Annotated in this window: 16 protein-coding genes and 1 pseudogene; 6 read left to right on the plus strand and 11 right to left on the minus strand. The window is 33.8% G+C overall.

The features are described from left to right. Positions 1 to 2: 2 nt before the first annotated feature. From FYC62_RS08835 to FYC62_RS08865, 7 genes are all read right to left on the minus strand, one after another. Positions 3 to 425, minus strand: coding sequence for a PIN domain-containing protein (locus tag FYC62_RS08835; RefSeq protein ID WP_149074687.1), 423 nt, complete (start codon positions 423 to 425; stop codon positions 3 to 5). Between the two features lies 1 nt (position 426). Beyond that, the gene (locus FYC62_RS08840; protein WP_149074688.1) at positions 427 to 678 is read right to left on the minus strand and encodes a DUF6364 family protein; all 252 of its coding nucleotides are present in this window, start codon (positions 676 to 678) and stop codon (positions 427 to 429) included. A gap of 128 nt (positions 679 to 806) precedes the next feature. Continuing rightward, positions 807 to 1,916: a signal peptidase I gene (gene lepB, locus FYC62_RS08845; RefSeq protein ID WP_149074689.1), complete on the minus strand. Its 1,110-nt coding sequence runs from the start codon at positions 1,914 to 1,916 to the stop codon at positions 807 to 809. Positions 1,917 to 1,927: 11 nt separating this feature from the next. Beyond that, complete coding sequence (dapB, locus tag FYC62_RS08850; protein ID WP_039447751.1) at positions 1,928 to 2,674, minus strand: 4-hydroxy-tetrahydrodipicolinate reductase; 747 nt, start codon at positions 2,672 to 2,674, stop codon at positions 1,928 to 1,930. Next, positions 2,671 to 3,282 carry a DUF5683 domain-containing protein gene (locus FYC62_RS08855; RefSeq protein ID WP_149074690.1) on the minus strand — a complete coding sequence of 204 codons (612 nt, stop codon included), beginning with the start codon at positions 3,280 to 3,282 and terminating at the stop codon, positions 2,671 to 2,673. Before FYC62_RS08855 ends, dapB begins: the two co-directional genes overlap by 4 nt. A 1-nt stretch (position 3,283) precedes the next feature. Further along, entirely contained in the window at positions 3,284 to 4,195 is a 912-nt protein-coding gene (locus FYC62_RS08860) for a ParB/RepB/Spo0J family partition protein (protein ID WP_039447757.1), read from the minus strand. Between the two features lie 3 nt (positions 4,196 to 4,198). After that, the gene (locus FYC62_RS08865; protein ID WP_026902669.1) at positions 4,199 to 5,002 is read right to left on the minus strand and encodes a ParA family protein; all 804 of its coding nucleotides are present in this window, start codon (positions 5,000 to 5,002) and stop codon (positions 4,199 to 4,201) included. A gap of 168 nt (positions 5,003 to 5,170) precedes the next feature. On the opposite strand from FYC62_RS08865, the gene FYC62_RS17990 reads away from it, so the two are divergent. Together FYC62_RS17990 and FYC62_RS17995 are read left to right on the plus strand one after the other, a co-directional pair. Beyond that, complete coding sequence (locus FYC62_RS17990; RefSeq protein ID WP_317131476.1) at positions 5,171 to 5,488, plus strand: NADPH-dependent FMN reductase; 318 nt, start codon at positions 5,171 to 5,173, stop codon at positions 5,486 to 5,488. Positions 5,489 to 5,556: 68 nt separating this feature from the next. Beyond that, on the plus strand, positions 5,557 to 5,706 hold the full coding sequence (locus tag FYC62_RS17995) for a hypothetical protein (RefSeq protein WP_317131477.1): 150 nt from the start codon (positions 5,557 to 5,559) through the stop codon (positions 5,704 to 5,706). Here the strand turns inward: FYC62_RS17995 and FYC62_RS08875 are convergent. From FYC62_RS08875 to FYC62_RS08885, 4 genes and pseudogenes are all read right to left on the minus strand, one after another. Then, complete coding sequence (locus FYC62_RS08875; RefSeq protein WP_240534693.1) at positions 5,687 to 6,610, minus strand: cobalamin-binding protein; 924 nt, start codon at positions 6,608 to 6,610, stop codon at positions 5,687 to 5,689. The genes FYC62_RS17995 and FYC62_RS08875 overlap by 20 nt on opposite strands. Positions 6,611 to 6,699: 89 nt before the next feature. Beyond that, positions 6,700 to 7,895, minus strand: a pseudogene (locus FYC62_RS18160) (outer membrane beta-barrel family protein). Further along, on the minus strand, positions 7,853 to 9,178 hold the full coding sequence (locus FYC62_RS17575) for a TonB-dependent receptor (RefSeq protein WP_240534694.1): 1,326 nt from the start codon (positions 9,176 to 9,178) through the stop codon (positions 7,853 to 7,855). The pseudogene FYC62_RS18160 and the gene FYC62_RS17575 overlap by 43 nt, the downstream one beginning before the upstream one ends. Positions 9,179 to 9,800: 622 nt before the next feature. Next, entirely contained in the window at positions 9,801 to 13,304 is a 3,504-nt protein-coding gene (locus FYC62_RS08885) for a leucine--tRNA ligase (protein WP_149074691.1), read from the minus strand. 214 nt (positions 13,305 to 13,518) lie between these two features. On the opposite strand from FYC62_RS08885, the gene FYC62_RS08890 reads away from it, so the two are divergent. The 4 genes from FYC62_RS08890 to truB are packed head-to-tail and all read left to right on the plus strand — an operon-like array spanning position 13,519 to position 16,156. Continuing rightward, complete coding sequence (locus tag FYC62_RS08890; protein ID WP_039447772.1) at positions 13,519 to 14,397, plus strand: cell division protein FtsX; 879 nt, start codon at positions 13,519 to 13,521, stop codon at positions 14,395 to 14,397. A gap of 3 nt (positions 14,398 to 14,400) precedes the next feature. Continuing rightward, on the plus strand, positions 14,401 to 14,637 hold the full coding sequence (locus tag FYC62_RS08895; RefSeq protein WP_026904456.1) for a DUF3098 domain-containing protein: 237 nt from the start codon (positions 14,401 to 14,403) through the stop codon (positions 14,635 to 14,637). Next, entirely contained in the window at positions 14,637 to 15,431 is a 795-nt protein-coding gene (locus FYC62_RS08900) for an undecaprenyl-diphosphate phosphatase (RefSeq protein ID WP_149074692.1), read from the plus strand. The genes FYC62_RS08895 and FYC62_RS08900 overlap by 1 nt, the downstream gene beginning before the upstream one ends. After that, positions 15,431 to 16,156, plus strand: coding sequence for a tRNA pseudouridine(55) synthase TruB (gene truB / locus FYC62_RS08905; RefSeq protein ID WP_149074693.1), 726 nt, complete (start codon positions 15,431 to 15,433; stop codon positions 16,154 to 16,156). The genes FYC62_RS08900 and truB overlap by 1 nt, the downstream gene beginning before the upstream one ends. Positions 16,157 to 16,162: the final 6 nt, after the last annotated feature.

Below are 16,162 nucleotides of genomic sequence, written 5' to 3' on the forward strand. Positions count from 1 at the left end.
TCTTACCGATTTTTAAAATAGCTTAAATACATATCGGGAGTAAAAACAGCTAATTCACTTTTTTGATAACCTTTAACGTTTCTGGTTATAATAAAAGAAACGTACTGGTGATGAATAGCCGAAAAGTTCTGTAACGCATCCTCAAAATCTTTAAAGTCAGAATTTAAAGAATCTATAATAGTGTTTTTATCCATCTGAAGAACATCTATTATAGTAAGCAGTTGTTTTAACTTTTCAACTATAACTTGATGCTTTGCTATTTTTCTTAAGAGGTAATAAACGTTACAAATGATAACTGGAGTTGTAAAACCTTTTATCTGCTTTTTTTCACATAAGGTAAAAACTTCTGCGGCACTTTTAACAAAAGGTTCTCTGTCAAAAAAGAAGTCTAAAATTACATCTGTATCTATTAATACATGATCCATTTTACAAATATTTTGCTTGTAATCTATCTCTAAGCTCCTTTTTATAGTCCATTTCATTAGCTATTTTAAAGCTTCCTTTTAAAGATTTCACTACAGGAGTTAAATGCTCATTTTTTTGACTTTCAGTTTCTTTCGTAAGGCTTTTAAGATAATTTTCTATGATATCAGACAAGCTGCGATTTTTACTTTTAGCATATTTCTTTGCTTTGGCAATAATCTCTTCTTCAATGGTTAAAGTTAGTTTGGTATTCATATCCATTTAAATTATCAGTACAAATATAACACAAAAACACGTGTGATAAACATAAAAATCACACGTGTACCAATAAAAAAAGCGAACCTTTAATTAAAAGTTCGCTTTTATTATATTTTAAATGAGAATTAATGAATCCCCATAAATAGTCTATTCCATCTTATCTTATCAAAGAAAGTTCCATTTTCATTCCAACTCATCCATACGAATAAGGCTTTACCAACAATATGATCTTCTGGTACAAAACCCCAATATCTAGAATCTAATGAATTATGGCGATTATCTCCCATCATCCAATAATAATTCATTTTAAAAGTATAAGTGTTAGATTTTTTTCCATTGATATAAAAATCATTACCCTTTACTTCTAATTGGTTACCCTCGTACAATTGAATAGCTCTTTTGTACATGGGGAAAGTTAAGCTATCTAAAGTAACTGTCCAGCCTTGTTTAGGAACAATGATAGGTCCGTAATTATCCTCGTTCCATTTCAAATTAGGATCATGCGGAAAAATTTCTTGTTTAAACTCCCCTTTTTGAGCTATCATAGGTGTAAAAACCTTCACATTAGAAAAAGCTTTTACTTTACTGATTTCTGTAGATGGCATGATAAAAACATATTCATCGGCACTAACACGCTCTACATCAGTATCTATATCCTCTAAAGCTTTAGGATTAAATTCGCTACCATCAGTTTTAACGTAATAGGTTGTTTGGCTTCTTTCTGGAATATCAACCTGTTTTCCATTTACAAAAACAACACCATTATCAATGCTTAAAGTATCGCCACCAATGGCTAAACATCTTTTAATGTAGTTCTCTCGCTTATCAATTGGACGATTTAAAGGTTCATCAGCATCCATAGGATAATTAAATACCACTACATCATTACGCTTTATATCCTGAAAACCAGGTAAACGGTAATAAGGTAATTGCCAGCCGTCCCAATAAGCTTTAGTACCCGTTACGGGCATCGTATGATGAGCAAAAGGAAAGGCGATAGGCGTTATAGGTGTACGAGCACCATAGTTAACCTTACTTACAAATAAGAAATCGCCCACCAATAAAGAGCGCTCCATAGAACCTGTTGGTATGGTATAAGCCTCTATAAACAAACCACGAATTAAAGTAGCGGCTATAACAGCGAAAACTATCGCATCAAGCCATTCTCTACCTGCACTTTTCTTTTTTGCTGGTGTTTTTTTGTTTTTGTTCTTTTCCCAGAATTTAAAATTCATGTGTGTATTATTTATACATTAAAATTGTACATCTCTTTTACAGAGTAAAAACCTTTTTTACCTTGTAACCATTCACCAGCTAAAACAGCCCCTAAAGCAAAGCCTTGTCTGCCATGCGCTACATGCTTTAATTCTATACGGTCTACATCAGAATCATAAATAACTGCATGTGTGCCCGGTACTTCGCCTTCTCTGTAAGATTCTATGATTAGATGCTCTGGGCGATGTTGTGTTACATTATTTTCTGAAGCATTGACATCAACCCACTCTTTTTTAGTTTTAAACTCTTCTAAAATGTCTTCAGCAATGGTAATAGCTGTACCGCTTGGCGAATCTAATTTATGAATATGATGAATTTCTTCCATACCAACATCATATTGGTCAGAAAAGTTATTCATCATCTTGGCAGCAATTTTACTGATTTGGAAAAATATATTAACCCCTACACTAAAGTTAGAGCCATACATAACAGTAGAATTTGCTGCTAAGCAAGCATCTTTAACTTGTTGTAACTGGCCGTACCAACCTGTTGTACCTACAACCAATGGCACTTGTGCATCAATACATATTTGGATATTGGCTAAAACGGTAGCTGGTGTGCTAAACTCTATGGCAACATCTGCCTTTTGCAGATTCTCTACCGTAAGTTCATGTATATTGCTTTCATCTATTTTTAAAACAATTTCGTGATTACGGTCTAAGGCAATGCTCTCAATCATTTTACCCATTTTACCGTAGCCTAATAATGCTATCTTCATAATTTTATGGTTAATTTAAGCATAGGAACCGGAGCTTGGTTTATGCCGAAAGAATAAACTGGTGTATAAATTGAAGGTGATATTTTGATGGCTAAATCGTCATCAACATCAAAAGTTGCTAAGCGGGCATCTATATAGGCATCAATCATATTGATACCATAAAAGCCGACAAAAGCCAATATACTTAAATCTCTATTTCTTCTGTAAAAGTCTTTTGCGCTGTAAATTTGTACGTCCGAAGCATTGAAGTATTGCTCAAGTTCTTTACGACCTTCGCTTCTGGCCTGGCTTTCGCCTAAGAACTCTTTATAAAGACGCTGATTAAAATCATAAACTAAGCCTATACCTACAAAACCACCATAAACTAAGGGTACTTTCCACCATTTACCGTTTCTTGCTTGTCCCCACCCGGGGATAATAGCAGAACGTAAAACAGCTTTACGTGGCGATTGCAGTTCTGTACTATCTTTAAACAAAGAAAAAACATCTCTATTTAAACGTTGTTTAACAAATATTTTTGGCTTTTCTACCGATACAGTATCTTTATTCTGTGCCAAACACAAAACACCGCTACATAGTAAAATCGCAAAAAACAAAGGCTTAAGCATGCTACCAGTCCAAAAGTTCTAAAATCCTACTCAGGTCATCATCAGATAAAAAAGGAATTTCTATACTTCCTTTTCCGTTTGGCTGAACTTTCATCTTAATTTTAGTTGCAAATTTTGAAGATAAATCGTCCTGTATTTTTTGATACTGAAAAGAAACACCATCTACTTTTTTTGCTGATTCTGGTTTTTTAGCACCATTTTGCTTGATATTTCTTACCAGCTCTTCTACCTTTCTTACTGATAAATCTTTATCAATAATCTCTTGAAAAATAAATAACTGACTGGAAGAATCTTCTACACTAATAAGCGCTCTTGCATGGCCCATAGATAAATGATTATCTCTGATAGCAGCCTGTATTACCGGAGGTAATTTTAACAAACGCAGATAATTGGTAATGGTTGAGCGGTTTTTAGAAACCCGATCGCCCAATTCTTCTTGCTTTAAAGAGCATTCATCTATCATTCTCTGGAAACTTAAAGCTACTTCTATAGCGTTTAAATTTTCTCTTTGGATGTTTTCTATTAAAGCCATTTCCAGCATCTGCTGGTCGTTAGCGGTACGTATATAAGCCGGTATTTCATCAATACCTGCCATTTTAGTAGCTCTTAATCTTCTTTCACCAGAAATTAACTGATAAGCATCTCCGACTTTGCGAACAGTAATAGGCTGAATTAAGCCTTGCAGTTTAATAGATTCTGAAAGTTCTTTTAAAGCTTCTTCATCAAACTCAAAACGAGGTTGAAACGGGTTAACCTGTATTTGGTTGATTTTAATTTTACTGATAGAACCTAAAGAACCTGAATTTGCACTTTCTGAAACGATGGGCTGCTGGCGCTGATAGGATGTATCCGGAGTATCATTAAGTAAAGCACCTAAACCTTTACCTAAACCAAATTTTCTTTCTTTAGTCATGCTTTATACTACTTCTTTTTGATCAACCGGACTTTCTTTTGATAAACCATTCTTTTTGATAATCTCGCGGGCAAGATTTAAATAGTTTATAGCGCCTTTAGAGTTAGCATCATGCATAATCACAGAAATACCAAAACTTGGCGCCTCGCTTAATCTTGTGTTTCTAGCTATAATGGTTTGGAAAACTAAATCTTCAAAATGAGAACGCACTTCTTCTACCACTTGGTTAGAAAGACGTAAACGTACATCATACATGGTTAATAAAATACCTTCTATTTGTAATTCTGGATTTAAACGTGTTTGTACAATTTTGATGGTGTTTAATAGTTTACCTAAACCTTCTAATGCAAAATATTCGCATTGTACAGGGATGATTACAGAATCTGCGGCAGTAAGTGCATTAATGGTTATCAAACCTAAAGATGGAGAACAATCAATAATGATAAAATCATATTGATCTCTAATTTTTTCTAAAACAGCCTTCATCTTGAACTCGCGTTCATGAAGATTAATCATTTCTATTTCTGCACCTACTAAATCTATGTGGGCAGGTAATAAATCAAGATTAGGGGTTTCTGTTTTCCTAATAGCCTCTTTAGGATCAACATCATTAATGATACATTCGTAAATACTTGTTTTGATGGTACGAGGATCAAAGCCTATACCTGATGTAGAATTTGCCTGAGGATCGGCATCAACAATTAAAGTTTTAAATTCTAGTACGGCTAAACTTGCTGCTAAATTAATAGAAGAAGTTGTTTTACCTACCCCTCCTTTTTGATTGGCAATTGCTATTATCTTACTCATCTACCTAAAGTGTATTGCTATTTTGCTTTGTTTGTTTTTTATAAAGGTTAAAAAAAAGCCATAAATTTGTAATTTTAAGCCTGTTTAACCCTTTTTCATAAAGGGCTAAGATACAAATTTAAACAATATCAATTTCCACACGTTTACAAGACTTATAAACATATCAATATGACTTTAATAATTTCAGCAACTAACAGGCTGAATAGTAATACGCTTAAAGTAGCAAAATATTACCAAAAAATTTTAAAAGCCAAAGGCACAGAAGCTTCTGTTTTATCTTTAACAGATTTACCAGAAAATTTAATCGTTTCTGATTTGTATGGTAAAAGAAGTGCTGATTTCCAGAACATACAACAATTAGTGTCTGCTGCTGATAAATTTCTATTTGTTATTCCAGAATATAATGGAAGTTTCCCTGGTGTTTTAAAAGTTTTTATGGATGCGTGTGATTTCCCTCAATCTTTTTATGGCAAAAAGCTGCATTAGTAGGTATAGCATCAGGTAAATATGGAAACATACGCGGTATAGACCATTTTACTGGCGTTTGTAATTATATGAATATGCAGGTTCTGCCATTAAAAATTCATATTACAGCGGTTCATAAAGAATTAAATGAAGATGCTGATTTCTTTAATGCCGATACTATTAAGTTTTGCGATGAGCAGGCAGAAAAGTTTATTACTTTTAAGCTACATCAAACTTAAGCCAAGCATTACCCTCATAACCAAAATTGAAATATTTTGGTGTGATAATTTCAGCTAAAATCTCAATAGAATCTACTAACCTAGGACCACTTCTGTTAAAATAGTGGTTACCATCAGCAATGTAGATTTTATTGTTTTTAACTGCTTGTAATTGGCTCCATTGCGGCTGACTTAATAAAACATTTAGCTCTTGCATGGTTCTGGAAATAGAAAATCCGCATGGCATGATGATCATGATATCAGGATTTGCTTCTGCAATTTCATCCCAACTTACAAAAGGAGAATGCTCGCTATTTTGCGCTAATAATGATGTGCCTCCAGCAATTTCTACCAACTCAGGAATCCAATTTCCTGAAACCATAACAGGCTCTAGCCATTCTATACAAGCTACTTTAGGTTTCTCGTTAAAAAATTTTAGTTTATGTTTTATGATGTCTTTTCGCTCTTCTAAATCTTCTATCAAAGCTTCGGCTGCAAGCATCGTGTCTGTTGCTGTAGCTATTTTTCTGATATCATCAAAAACATCATTTAAAACTTTAGGCTCTAAAGAAATAATTTGGGTTTGATGACCAATAAAATCGGCTAAAGCCTCTTCAACATCTTTTAAAGAAACGGCACAAACATCGCACTGTGCTTGGGTGATGATGATATCTGGCTTTAACTCTTGAATTAATGCTTTATCAATCTTATAAATAGATAAAGAATCTGATAAAATTTCTTTAACCTGCTGGTCTATTTCTTTACTACTACCTGTTGAAGTGAATTTTGCATCAGAGCAAATGGGCAAATGCTGGATACTTACAGGGAAATCACACTCGTGAGAGCGGCCAACAAGGTTTTCTTCTAAGCCTAAGGCACAAATAATTTCGGTTGCGGCAGGTAATAAAGAAATAATTCTCTTCATGAATATCAAATTTCTGCAAAGATAGTAAAATCAAAACAGGGATAAACCAATCCGATTTATCCCTGTTTTAAATTGTTTTATTAATGGTTTTAGTTGCCCATACCGCCACCTGCTTGGCCGCCACTTTCACCTTGTTTTAAGTCGTCATTTTTAACACCTTTTTTAGGGTTTTGATTAACTTTTAAACTTCCAAATCTCCAACTGAAGTTAACGCCAACAGAACGGAAAGGAATGGAGAAATTATTAGATTGTACAAAGGCTGGATTTCTAATCTCAGACTCGAAGTTTTTACGATTGTTGAATGGATCTATCATATTTAATCCAATACTTCCTTTTTTATTAAATAGCTCTTTTTTAAGACCTAAACTCCACATATTGAAAGATGGATTTCTACCTTGGAAAGTTCTTCTTGGTGAGTTGGCAATTAAAAAAGTCTCGAAAACTAAACCTTTAGGCATGGTATAAGTTGCGCTTAAGAAACCATTATATATCAGGTAAACTTTATCTTCTATAGCTGATATATTTGCGCTGGCTGCAGATAAGTTAATATCATAAGTATAAATATTAAAATTACCTCTTAAGGTAAGTTTTTTGTTGGGTTGATAGAACCAAAGAAGTTAAATCCTACAGAATTATTTTTACCAACGTTATCATAAGTGGTATAAGAAATATTTTTTCCATCAACAGGTATATTGGTAATAATACTCTCAATAATATCTGTAGTTGCTCTATAATAAATAGAAGCATTGATAATAGTTGTTTTAACAAAAGTGGAATAATTAATCTCGAAATTATCTGCCAATTCTGGCCCAAGAAGCGGATTACCTTGAGATTGATTATAAAAATCGGCCGAGTTTAAGAATGGATTCAAGAAAAATACACTTGGCCTTTGTAAACGTTTATTATAGCTAAACTTCACCGTTTGAAAATTTTTGAAAGTTCTTGAAACCACAAAGCTTGGCACAAAATTGCCATAATCATTGGTGAAAGGCGTAAAAGCAGCAGTTCCGGTTGCAAAACCATTAATATCTGTAAACTCATACCTACCTCCTATTTTCACTCCATACTTTTTAGCCAAAGTAAAGCCGAAGGTTGTATAGGCAGAAAATACATCCTGATTATAATCATAAATAAAATTTCTACCATCTACGGGGATTCTATTACCTCCTAATAAATCTGCACTATCTACACCAGAATCATTGGTGATATCTCTTATGATAGCTTTTACACCTGTTTCCCAAACTACTTTTTGAAAGGATGGGTATAATCTAACTGAAAGGTAGATTCTTTGTTGATAGCATCACTAGTACCAATTTCTTGACGAGCTAGGGTAGAAAAATAAGAATCATAATCATTAACCAAATTACTCTGGGTTAGCTGCCATGCTAATGAAATTTCTTGTCCTTCTTTTTTGAATTTGTGGGTATAATCATTATTCCAATCGTAACCCGTTACCCTATTTTTGTTGTTAGTTACCCTGGTAAAGGCTTGTTGTACTCCTCCAAAAGAATTTCTATTGTTGTTAAAACCATCTACACCAAACTCAAACCAGTTTAGTTTAAGGGTAGAGCTAACAGAGTTGTATTTATTAAAATCATAATCGGCACCAATAGAACCATTGGTAGCTAAACGCTCTGTTGTACTTCTACCATTTTGTAAATTAAAATCTCCGTTGTTGTTTACTCTATTAAAATCTAGAATAGAAGTTTGTGGCCAAGAATAGTAACCACCACCATTTGCAGTAACCGTTAACCTACTCTTTTTAAGATTTAAATTTAAGTTTCCACTGTTTTGACGGATACCTACACCTGCATTAACAGAACCGCTCATCCCTTCCAAGTTATTTTTTTTGGTGATGATATTGATGATACCAGAAGTACCCTCAGCATCGTATTTAGCCGATGGTGATGTAATGACTTCTACGTTTTTAATTTGATCTGCAGGAATCGCTTTTAAAGCATCAGCAATATTACCTGCCATAGTACCCGATGGTTTACCATTAATTAAAACCCTGATGTTTGAGCTTCCTCTTAAAGATACGTTACCATCATAATCAACAGATAAAAGAGGCACTTTACGTAAAACATCTGTAGCATTACCGCCAGCAATAGCTACGTCTTTCTCTGCATTATAAACCAGCTTATCAATTTTATTTTCTACGATAGAGGTTTGCCCTTCTACCACAATTTCTTTAAGAACTTTAGTATTAGGAGACAATTTAATAGTGCCTAAATTAATATCTGGCTTACTATTGGTAGTTACTACTGGGTCTATAACTTTTGTATGATATCCAATAAAAGAAATGGTTATTCGGTATCTACCGGGTATAATTTTCTCGATTTTGAAAGAACCTTTTTCATCGGCCAAAGAGCCGTTTGTAGATTTTGTTTGCTGACTTCTTGACAATGCAATGGTTGCATAATCTACCGGTTTGTTTGTTGCAGAATCTATTACCGTACCCGATATTTTTCCGATAATAGCACTTGAACCGCCGCCTGCTCCCATAGGCATTTGAGCAAATGTTTTAGTTGATATAAAAACAACTATTAATAAGTATAAATATTTCATCCCTTGTTTTGTTGTGTTTGCAAAATTAGAAGCAAAAAAAAAGTAAATGTTACAGGAATGAAGAATTATTTTCTCCTGTAACACTTACTTTACTAAACCTCTCTTTAAAAAGAGTTTTACATGTATTTGTTTTGAATTAAATATTCAATAACTCTTGAGAATTGTGGTGCTGTTTGATCTACCTTATCTACTACATTACTATTGAAATCTAAAAAGTTAGAACCAGTGTGGGTAACGTTATCTTTATAGGTTTTTAAAGACGCTTCTAAAATATTACGTTCTTTTTTTGAATGCTTTAGTACCGACTTTACATCATAAGTAGCAATTAAAGCCCCTTTTTTATTGTAAATAGAGACTACATAATTCTTGATTTTAGATTTTGCAGCAACTATCTCCTTTTCATCGGCTTTAATTTTTCCTAAAACTTTGTCTTTTGCTTTAATTTCATCGTTCTCTATTACTATATCAGGTTTTTTATCATCAAAAGAAGCCGCATTAGAGAAATTAGAACATAACAGTACAAGTAAAATAAAAATTAAATTTTCATAGTTTATGGGTTGTTAATTTGTTTAGTATAGATTGTTACGTAAAGATAGCATTTACGGTTTTAATTTTTCAAATTCTAAACTACAATATTAACAATTCTTCCTTTTACTACAATCACCTTTTTGGGGGATTTACCTTCTAAATATTTCTGAACAGCTTCGTTTGCTAAAACTTCCTTTTCTATATCTGCCGCTTCCATACTTAAAGGGAAGCTTAAATTAGTTCTGGTTTTACCGTTAACAGAAATAGGATAGTTAAAATCATTTTCCACCAAATACTCTGGGTTAAATTTAGGGAAGTTTGCATAAGAAATTGTTCCTGCGGCATTTCCTAATAAAGCCCAAAGCTCTTCTGTAACATGTGGTGCATAAGGGTGCAACAGCAAAACTAAATCTTGAAGGATAGCTCTTTTGTTACATTTTAAATCTGTTAACTCGTTAACCGCAATCATGAAACTAGAAACCGATGTATTGAAAGAAAAACGCTCTATATCTTCTTCTACCTTTTTGATGATTTTATGTAAAGCTTTTAACTCGGCTTTTGTTGGTGCTTCATCAGCAACTACAAAATTGAAGGCTTCATCATGAAACAGTTTCCAAAACTTTCTTAAAAACTTAAACACACCTTCTATACCATTGGTATTCCATGGTTTACTTTGCTCTAGAGGACCTAAGAACATTTCGTACATACGTAGAGTGTCTGCTCCGTAACGTTCGGTTAAATCATCGGGGTTAACCACGTTGAATTTGGATTTAGACATTTTTTCTACTTCAGCTCCGCAGATGTATTTAGCCTCACCCCTGCCCTCTCCAAAGGAGAGGGAGTTGGTTCCATCCTCGAAAATAAAGACAGCATCTTTATATTCAGGTCTGGATGCTCTAAATTTTTCTGTATCTAGGATATCGTTGTTTACGATATTGACATCGACATGTAAAGCAGAAGTTTTTGTATAATCTATATCAAAAGTAATTTCAAAATCATCTGAATCTAACCTATTTTTTATTTGTGATAACATTAAACTTTTAATACTATCATTCTCAAAAGAAGATAAACTACCTTTTAAACCTTTTTCGTAAAGACCTTTAGATAGAAGAATTATAGGAAAAGGTAACTTCGACTCATTATAAAAGTCTACATCATTATCTTCTAAATTTTTAATCTTTAGCTTATAATTTTTTAATTGAATCCTATAAACAAAATTAGACCTTCCCTGAATCATCCCTTGATTAATCAATTTTTTGAAAGGTTCTTCTTCTGTTACATAGCCTAAATCTTTTAAGAATTTATTCCAAAAACGGCTATATAATAAGTGTCCTGTAGCATGCTCAGAACCACCTATGTATAAATCAACATCTTTCCAATAAGCTATTTTATCTTTATCAGCGAAAGCGTTTTCATTTTTTGCATCCATATAACGGTACCAATACCAACTACTACCTGCCCAACCTGGCATGGTACTTAATTCATACTCGTACTCGTCTTTATATTTCCAGTCTTTTGCTCTTCCTAGCGGTGGTTCGCCAGATTCTGTAGGTAAGTATTTATCAACTTCTGGCAGCATTAATGGTAACTCGCTTTCGTCTATTAAGTATGGCAAGCCATTTTTAAAATACACGGGAACAGGTTCTCCCCAATAACGTTGGCGACCAAAAATAGCATCACGCATACGGTAATTTATTTTTGCGTAACCCATACCTTCTTGCTCTAAAAATGCAATTACTTTGGCTGTTGCCTCTTTATAGTTTAAGCCGTTGATAAATCCTGAATTAACATACCGTCCTTCTTTAGTTGGATCGGCCTCGTTTTCCATTTGCTGTGCATCTAAGATTTGGATGATTGGCAAATTGTACTGCTGTGCAAATAAATAATCACGCTGGTCTCCGGAAGGAACAGCCATAACCGCACCTGTACCATAACCTGCTAACACGTAATCAGCTATCCAAATTGGCACTCTGGCACCATCAACCGGGTTGATAGCATAAGCTCCTGTAAAAGCTCCTGAAACCGTTTTAGTATCGGCCATACGATCTAATTCTGATTTCTTTTTGGTTTGAGCAATGTAAGCTTCAATTTCTGCTTTTTGTGCAGCTGTAGTAATTTGCGCTACCAATTCATGCTCTGGTGCTAATACTAAAAATGAAACCCCGAAAATGGTATCTACACGGGTTGTGAAAACTTCAACATGGGCCTCACCCCCCGCCCTCTCCGAAGGAGAGGGAGCTGCCAGTCCTGCGGATAAACGCTCGGATTGTATCGTTTGATTTGTTGTAAATTCTTTTTGCTGGGATAAATGCTCTAGCTTTTCTTTTATAACAGAAACTACTTTTTCTGTTTGATTGATTGCTTCTTCGTTGGTAAAGCGGATAACTTCAAAACCTGCTTGATTTAAGAAATGAGTTCTTATTTTATCATATTCTGCTGCATCAATATCCTGGTGATAACCTCCGTCAACTTCGATAACAAGTTTTTGTGACAGACATGCAAAATCAGCAATATATCCTTCAATTACATGCTGCCTTCTTATTTTAAAACCTATTTGACTATTACGTAAACTCTGCCAAAGAACAAATTCCGCATCTGTTTGATTCTTGCGATTAATTTTAGAATTCTCTTTCAATAAATTCCAAGCAAAAGAATTAGCCGTTTCATATCCGAATGATAGGTTCTCCTGCGCTCCCTTCTCCTTTGGAGAAGGGTTGGGGATGAGGCTAAATTTCACCATCGCTCCTACACTCTTCCCTATCCAGTTGCGCTGCATTTCTTTTAGCGGTTCTGGCCAATCTATAACATTTAAGCCTTGAAGCAATCTTTCAGCGTAAGCGGTAATACGCATACTCCATTGCATCATTTTCTTTTGCTCTACAGGATGCCCGCCACGTTCTGAAAAACCATCTTTAACTTCGTCATTAGCTAATACGGTACCTAAAGCGGGGCACCAATTAACAGTACTTTCTTTTAAAAAAGTTAAACGGTATTTTAATAGCTCTGCTTGTTTCTCTTCTTCAGAAAAAGCAGCCCAGTCTGTTGGTAAAAGTTTTTGCGTATCATCATCAGAAACAGCATTTAGATTTGCTGTTCCTTGTGTTTCTAAATGATGGATTAAAGTAGAAATATGCTCTGCTTTGTCAGAAGATTTATTATACCATGCATTAAACAATTGCATAAAAATCCACTGTGTCCATTTATAATAGTCTGGCGAGCTGGTACGCACTTCTTTACTCCAATCAAAAGAAAAGCCTAGATTATCTAATTGCTCACGATATCTTTTAATGTTAGCCTCTGTGGTAATTGCCGGATGTTGCCCCGTTTGTATGGCATATTGTTCTGCTGGTAAACCAAAAGAATCATAACCCATAGGGTGCAAAACGTTAAAGCCTTTTAACCTTTTATAACGAGCAAAAATATCAGAAGCTATATAACCCAGCGGATGCCCAACATGTAAACCAGCACCAGAAGGATAAGGAAACATATCTAACACATAATATTTGGGTTTAGTGGTATCGGTTTCTACTTTATAAGTTTGGTTTTGAGCCCAGAAATTTTGCCACTTAGTTTCTATACTTTTAAATTGATAATCCATTTCGCAATTCTTTATTTGTGCGAAAATAAAAAATTAATGTATAGGCTTTAGGGTTTTATTTATTTTAAGATGCTGAGCTTATAAAATATCAAGACATAAAAACGTTATTTAAATATTTTAAAAGCCAAAAAATGTTAAATTCTATAGTTTACAAGCAATCATGCTTATTTTAGACTAAGGTTTCTTATTTTCGCAGAAATAATCGTCAGTTTTTATGGAAGAATTTGAAGATAGCAGAGCATCAAAAAAAACCAAAACCATTTATATCTCAACCGTTATAAGCATTTCTTTAGTGTTATTGATGGTTGGTTTACTAGGTTTAATTCTGGTACATGGTAAAAATTTATCAAACTATGTTAAAGAAAACATTGTACTTAACCTGGTGATTAATGAGGGTACAAAAGAGGTTGATATTTTGGCTTTGCAAAAACAGGTAGAGGCTAACGGTTATGTAAAATCTACACAATACATTAGTAAAGAGCTAGCTGCAAGAAACTTAACTCAAGATTTAGGTGAAGATTTTATTAAGTTTTTGGGCTATAATCCTTTACTTTCTTCTATTGATGTTTATTTAAAAGCAGAATATGCTAACAACCAAAGCATTGAAATTTTAAGTAAACAGCTTCAAAAGAACCCCATGATTAATGAGGTGCGGTATCAAAAATCTTTAGTGGATATGATTAATCAAAACATCAGGACTATATCTTTAGTAATTTTTGGATTTGGTGCTGTGCTTTTAATCATTGCTATTGCTTTAATTAATAATACCATAAGATTGGCCATTTACTCGCAACGTTTCTTAATAAAAAGTATGCAATTAGTAGGTGCTACAAGAAGTTTTATTAGAAAGCCTTTCTTAGTATATGGCTTTTTACATGGCTTAATTGCTGGTTTAATTGCTATTATTTTATTGGTGCTAACTTTATATTTTGCACAACAGCAAATTCCAGAATTGGTAATTTTAAGAAACTACTATGAGTTTGCAATTGTATTTATAGCTGTAATTGGTGTAGGCATATTTATCTCATGCTTAAGCACTTACTTTGCGGTTACAAAATACTTGAAATTAAAAATTTACGATTTATACAGATAAACCATGTCTCAAAAACCAACATCAACCCCAGACAATAAAGTTCAATTTGTTTTTGGTAAAAGCAACTATCAGTTTTTGGTGATTAGTATCGCTATCGTAATTATTGGTTTTGCTTTAATGACAGGCGATACAGATATTTATGATTTCAGGAAAACTGTTTTAGCCCCTATTGTGGTTTTAGCTGGTTTTGCTTTAGGCTTTTACGCTATCTTAAAAAAATCAACTCCTAAATCTCATTAATGAATCTTTTTGAAGCTATTATTTTAGCCATTATAGAAGGTTTAACAGAGTTTTTACCAGTTTCTTCTACTGGCCACATGATTATTGCCTCTTCTTTAATGGGTATACAATCTGATAATTTTGTTAAACTATTTACGGTTGCCATACAACTAGGCACTATTTTATCGGTTTTTGCACTTTATTTTAAAAGATTCTTTAGGTCTTTAGATTTTTATTTTAAACTATTTGTTGCTTTTATTCCGGCCATTATATTCGGTGTACTTTTTAGCGATAAAATTGATGAATTATTAGAAAGTCCGCTTACGGTAGCCATTTCTTTATTGGTTGGAGGGATTATCCTCCTATTTGTTGATAAATGGTTTAAAGATGGCAATATAGATAACTCTGATGACATAAACTATCCAACAGCTTTTAAAATAGGGATGTTTCAATGTATTGCGATGATCCCTGGCGTTTCAAGATCTGCTGCTAGTATCATCGGCGGGATGACACAGAAACTTAGCAGAAAAGCAGCAGCAGAATTTTCTTTCTTTTTAGCTGTGCCTACTATGTTTGCAGCTACAGCAAAAAAACTATTCGACTTTTATAAAGACGGCAATACAATTACCAGTGAAGAAGTAAACTTACTTTTAATTGGCAACATCGTTGGTTTTGTGGTAGCATTAATTGCGATAAAAAGCTTCATTGGCTATTTAAGCAAGCATGGCTTTAAAATATTTGGGATATACAGAATTATAGTTGGTGCTATACTTATTGCTTTTATTTTGAGCGGTGCCAACCTACAAGTGGTATAATGGAAGAAGTTCAAGAAAAAAAATTCCCCAATTTTGATTTTACTACTGGCGAAGTTTTATTGATTAACAAGCCTTACAAATGGACATCTTTTGATGTGGTAGGTAAACTGCGTAACTCTTTTAAACCTTTAAAATTAAAAGTTGGTCATGCTGGTACGTTAGACCCTCTGGCTACCGGTTTATTAATCATTTGCACAGGAAAACTCACCAAACAAATTGATACTTTTCAGGCCGAGGAGAAAGAATATACGGGTACCATTACTATAGGTGCTACTACACCTTCTTATGATTTAGAAACAGAGGTTGACCAGAATTTTGATATTTCTGCACTTACAGAAGATGCTATAAAAGACAATACCCAACATTTTATTGGCGAATTAGACCAATTTCCACCAGCACATTCGGCCATTAAAGTAGATGGCGAAAGGCTTTACATGAAAGCAAGAAGAGGTGAAGATGTTGAACTAAAATCAAGAAAAGTTACCATTTCTGAATTTGAAATTACCAGAATAGAGCTCCCTGAAATAGATTTTAGAGTAGTTTGTAGCAAAGGTACCTATATACGTTCTTTGGCTCATGATTTTGGCAAGAAATTAAATAACGGCGCTTATTTAAGTAAACTTAGAAGAACCAAAAGTGGTAATTTTAATGTTGATGATGCTTTTGAGATTATGGAATTGGTAAATCATATCAGAGAGATTAAACAAAACCCTGATTTTAAATAATTCAGT

Source organism: Pedobacter aquae, assembly GCF_008195825.1.
Lineage (GTDB): Bacteria > Bacteroidota > Bacteroidia > Sphingobacteriales > Sphingobacteriaceae > Pseudopedobacter > Pseudopedobacter aquae.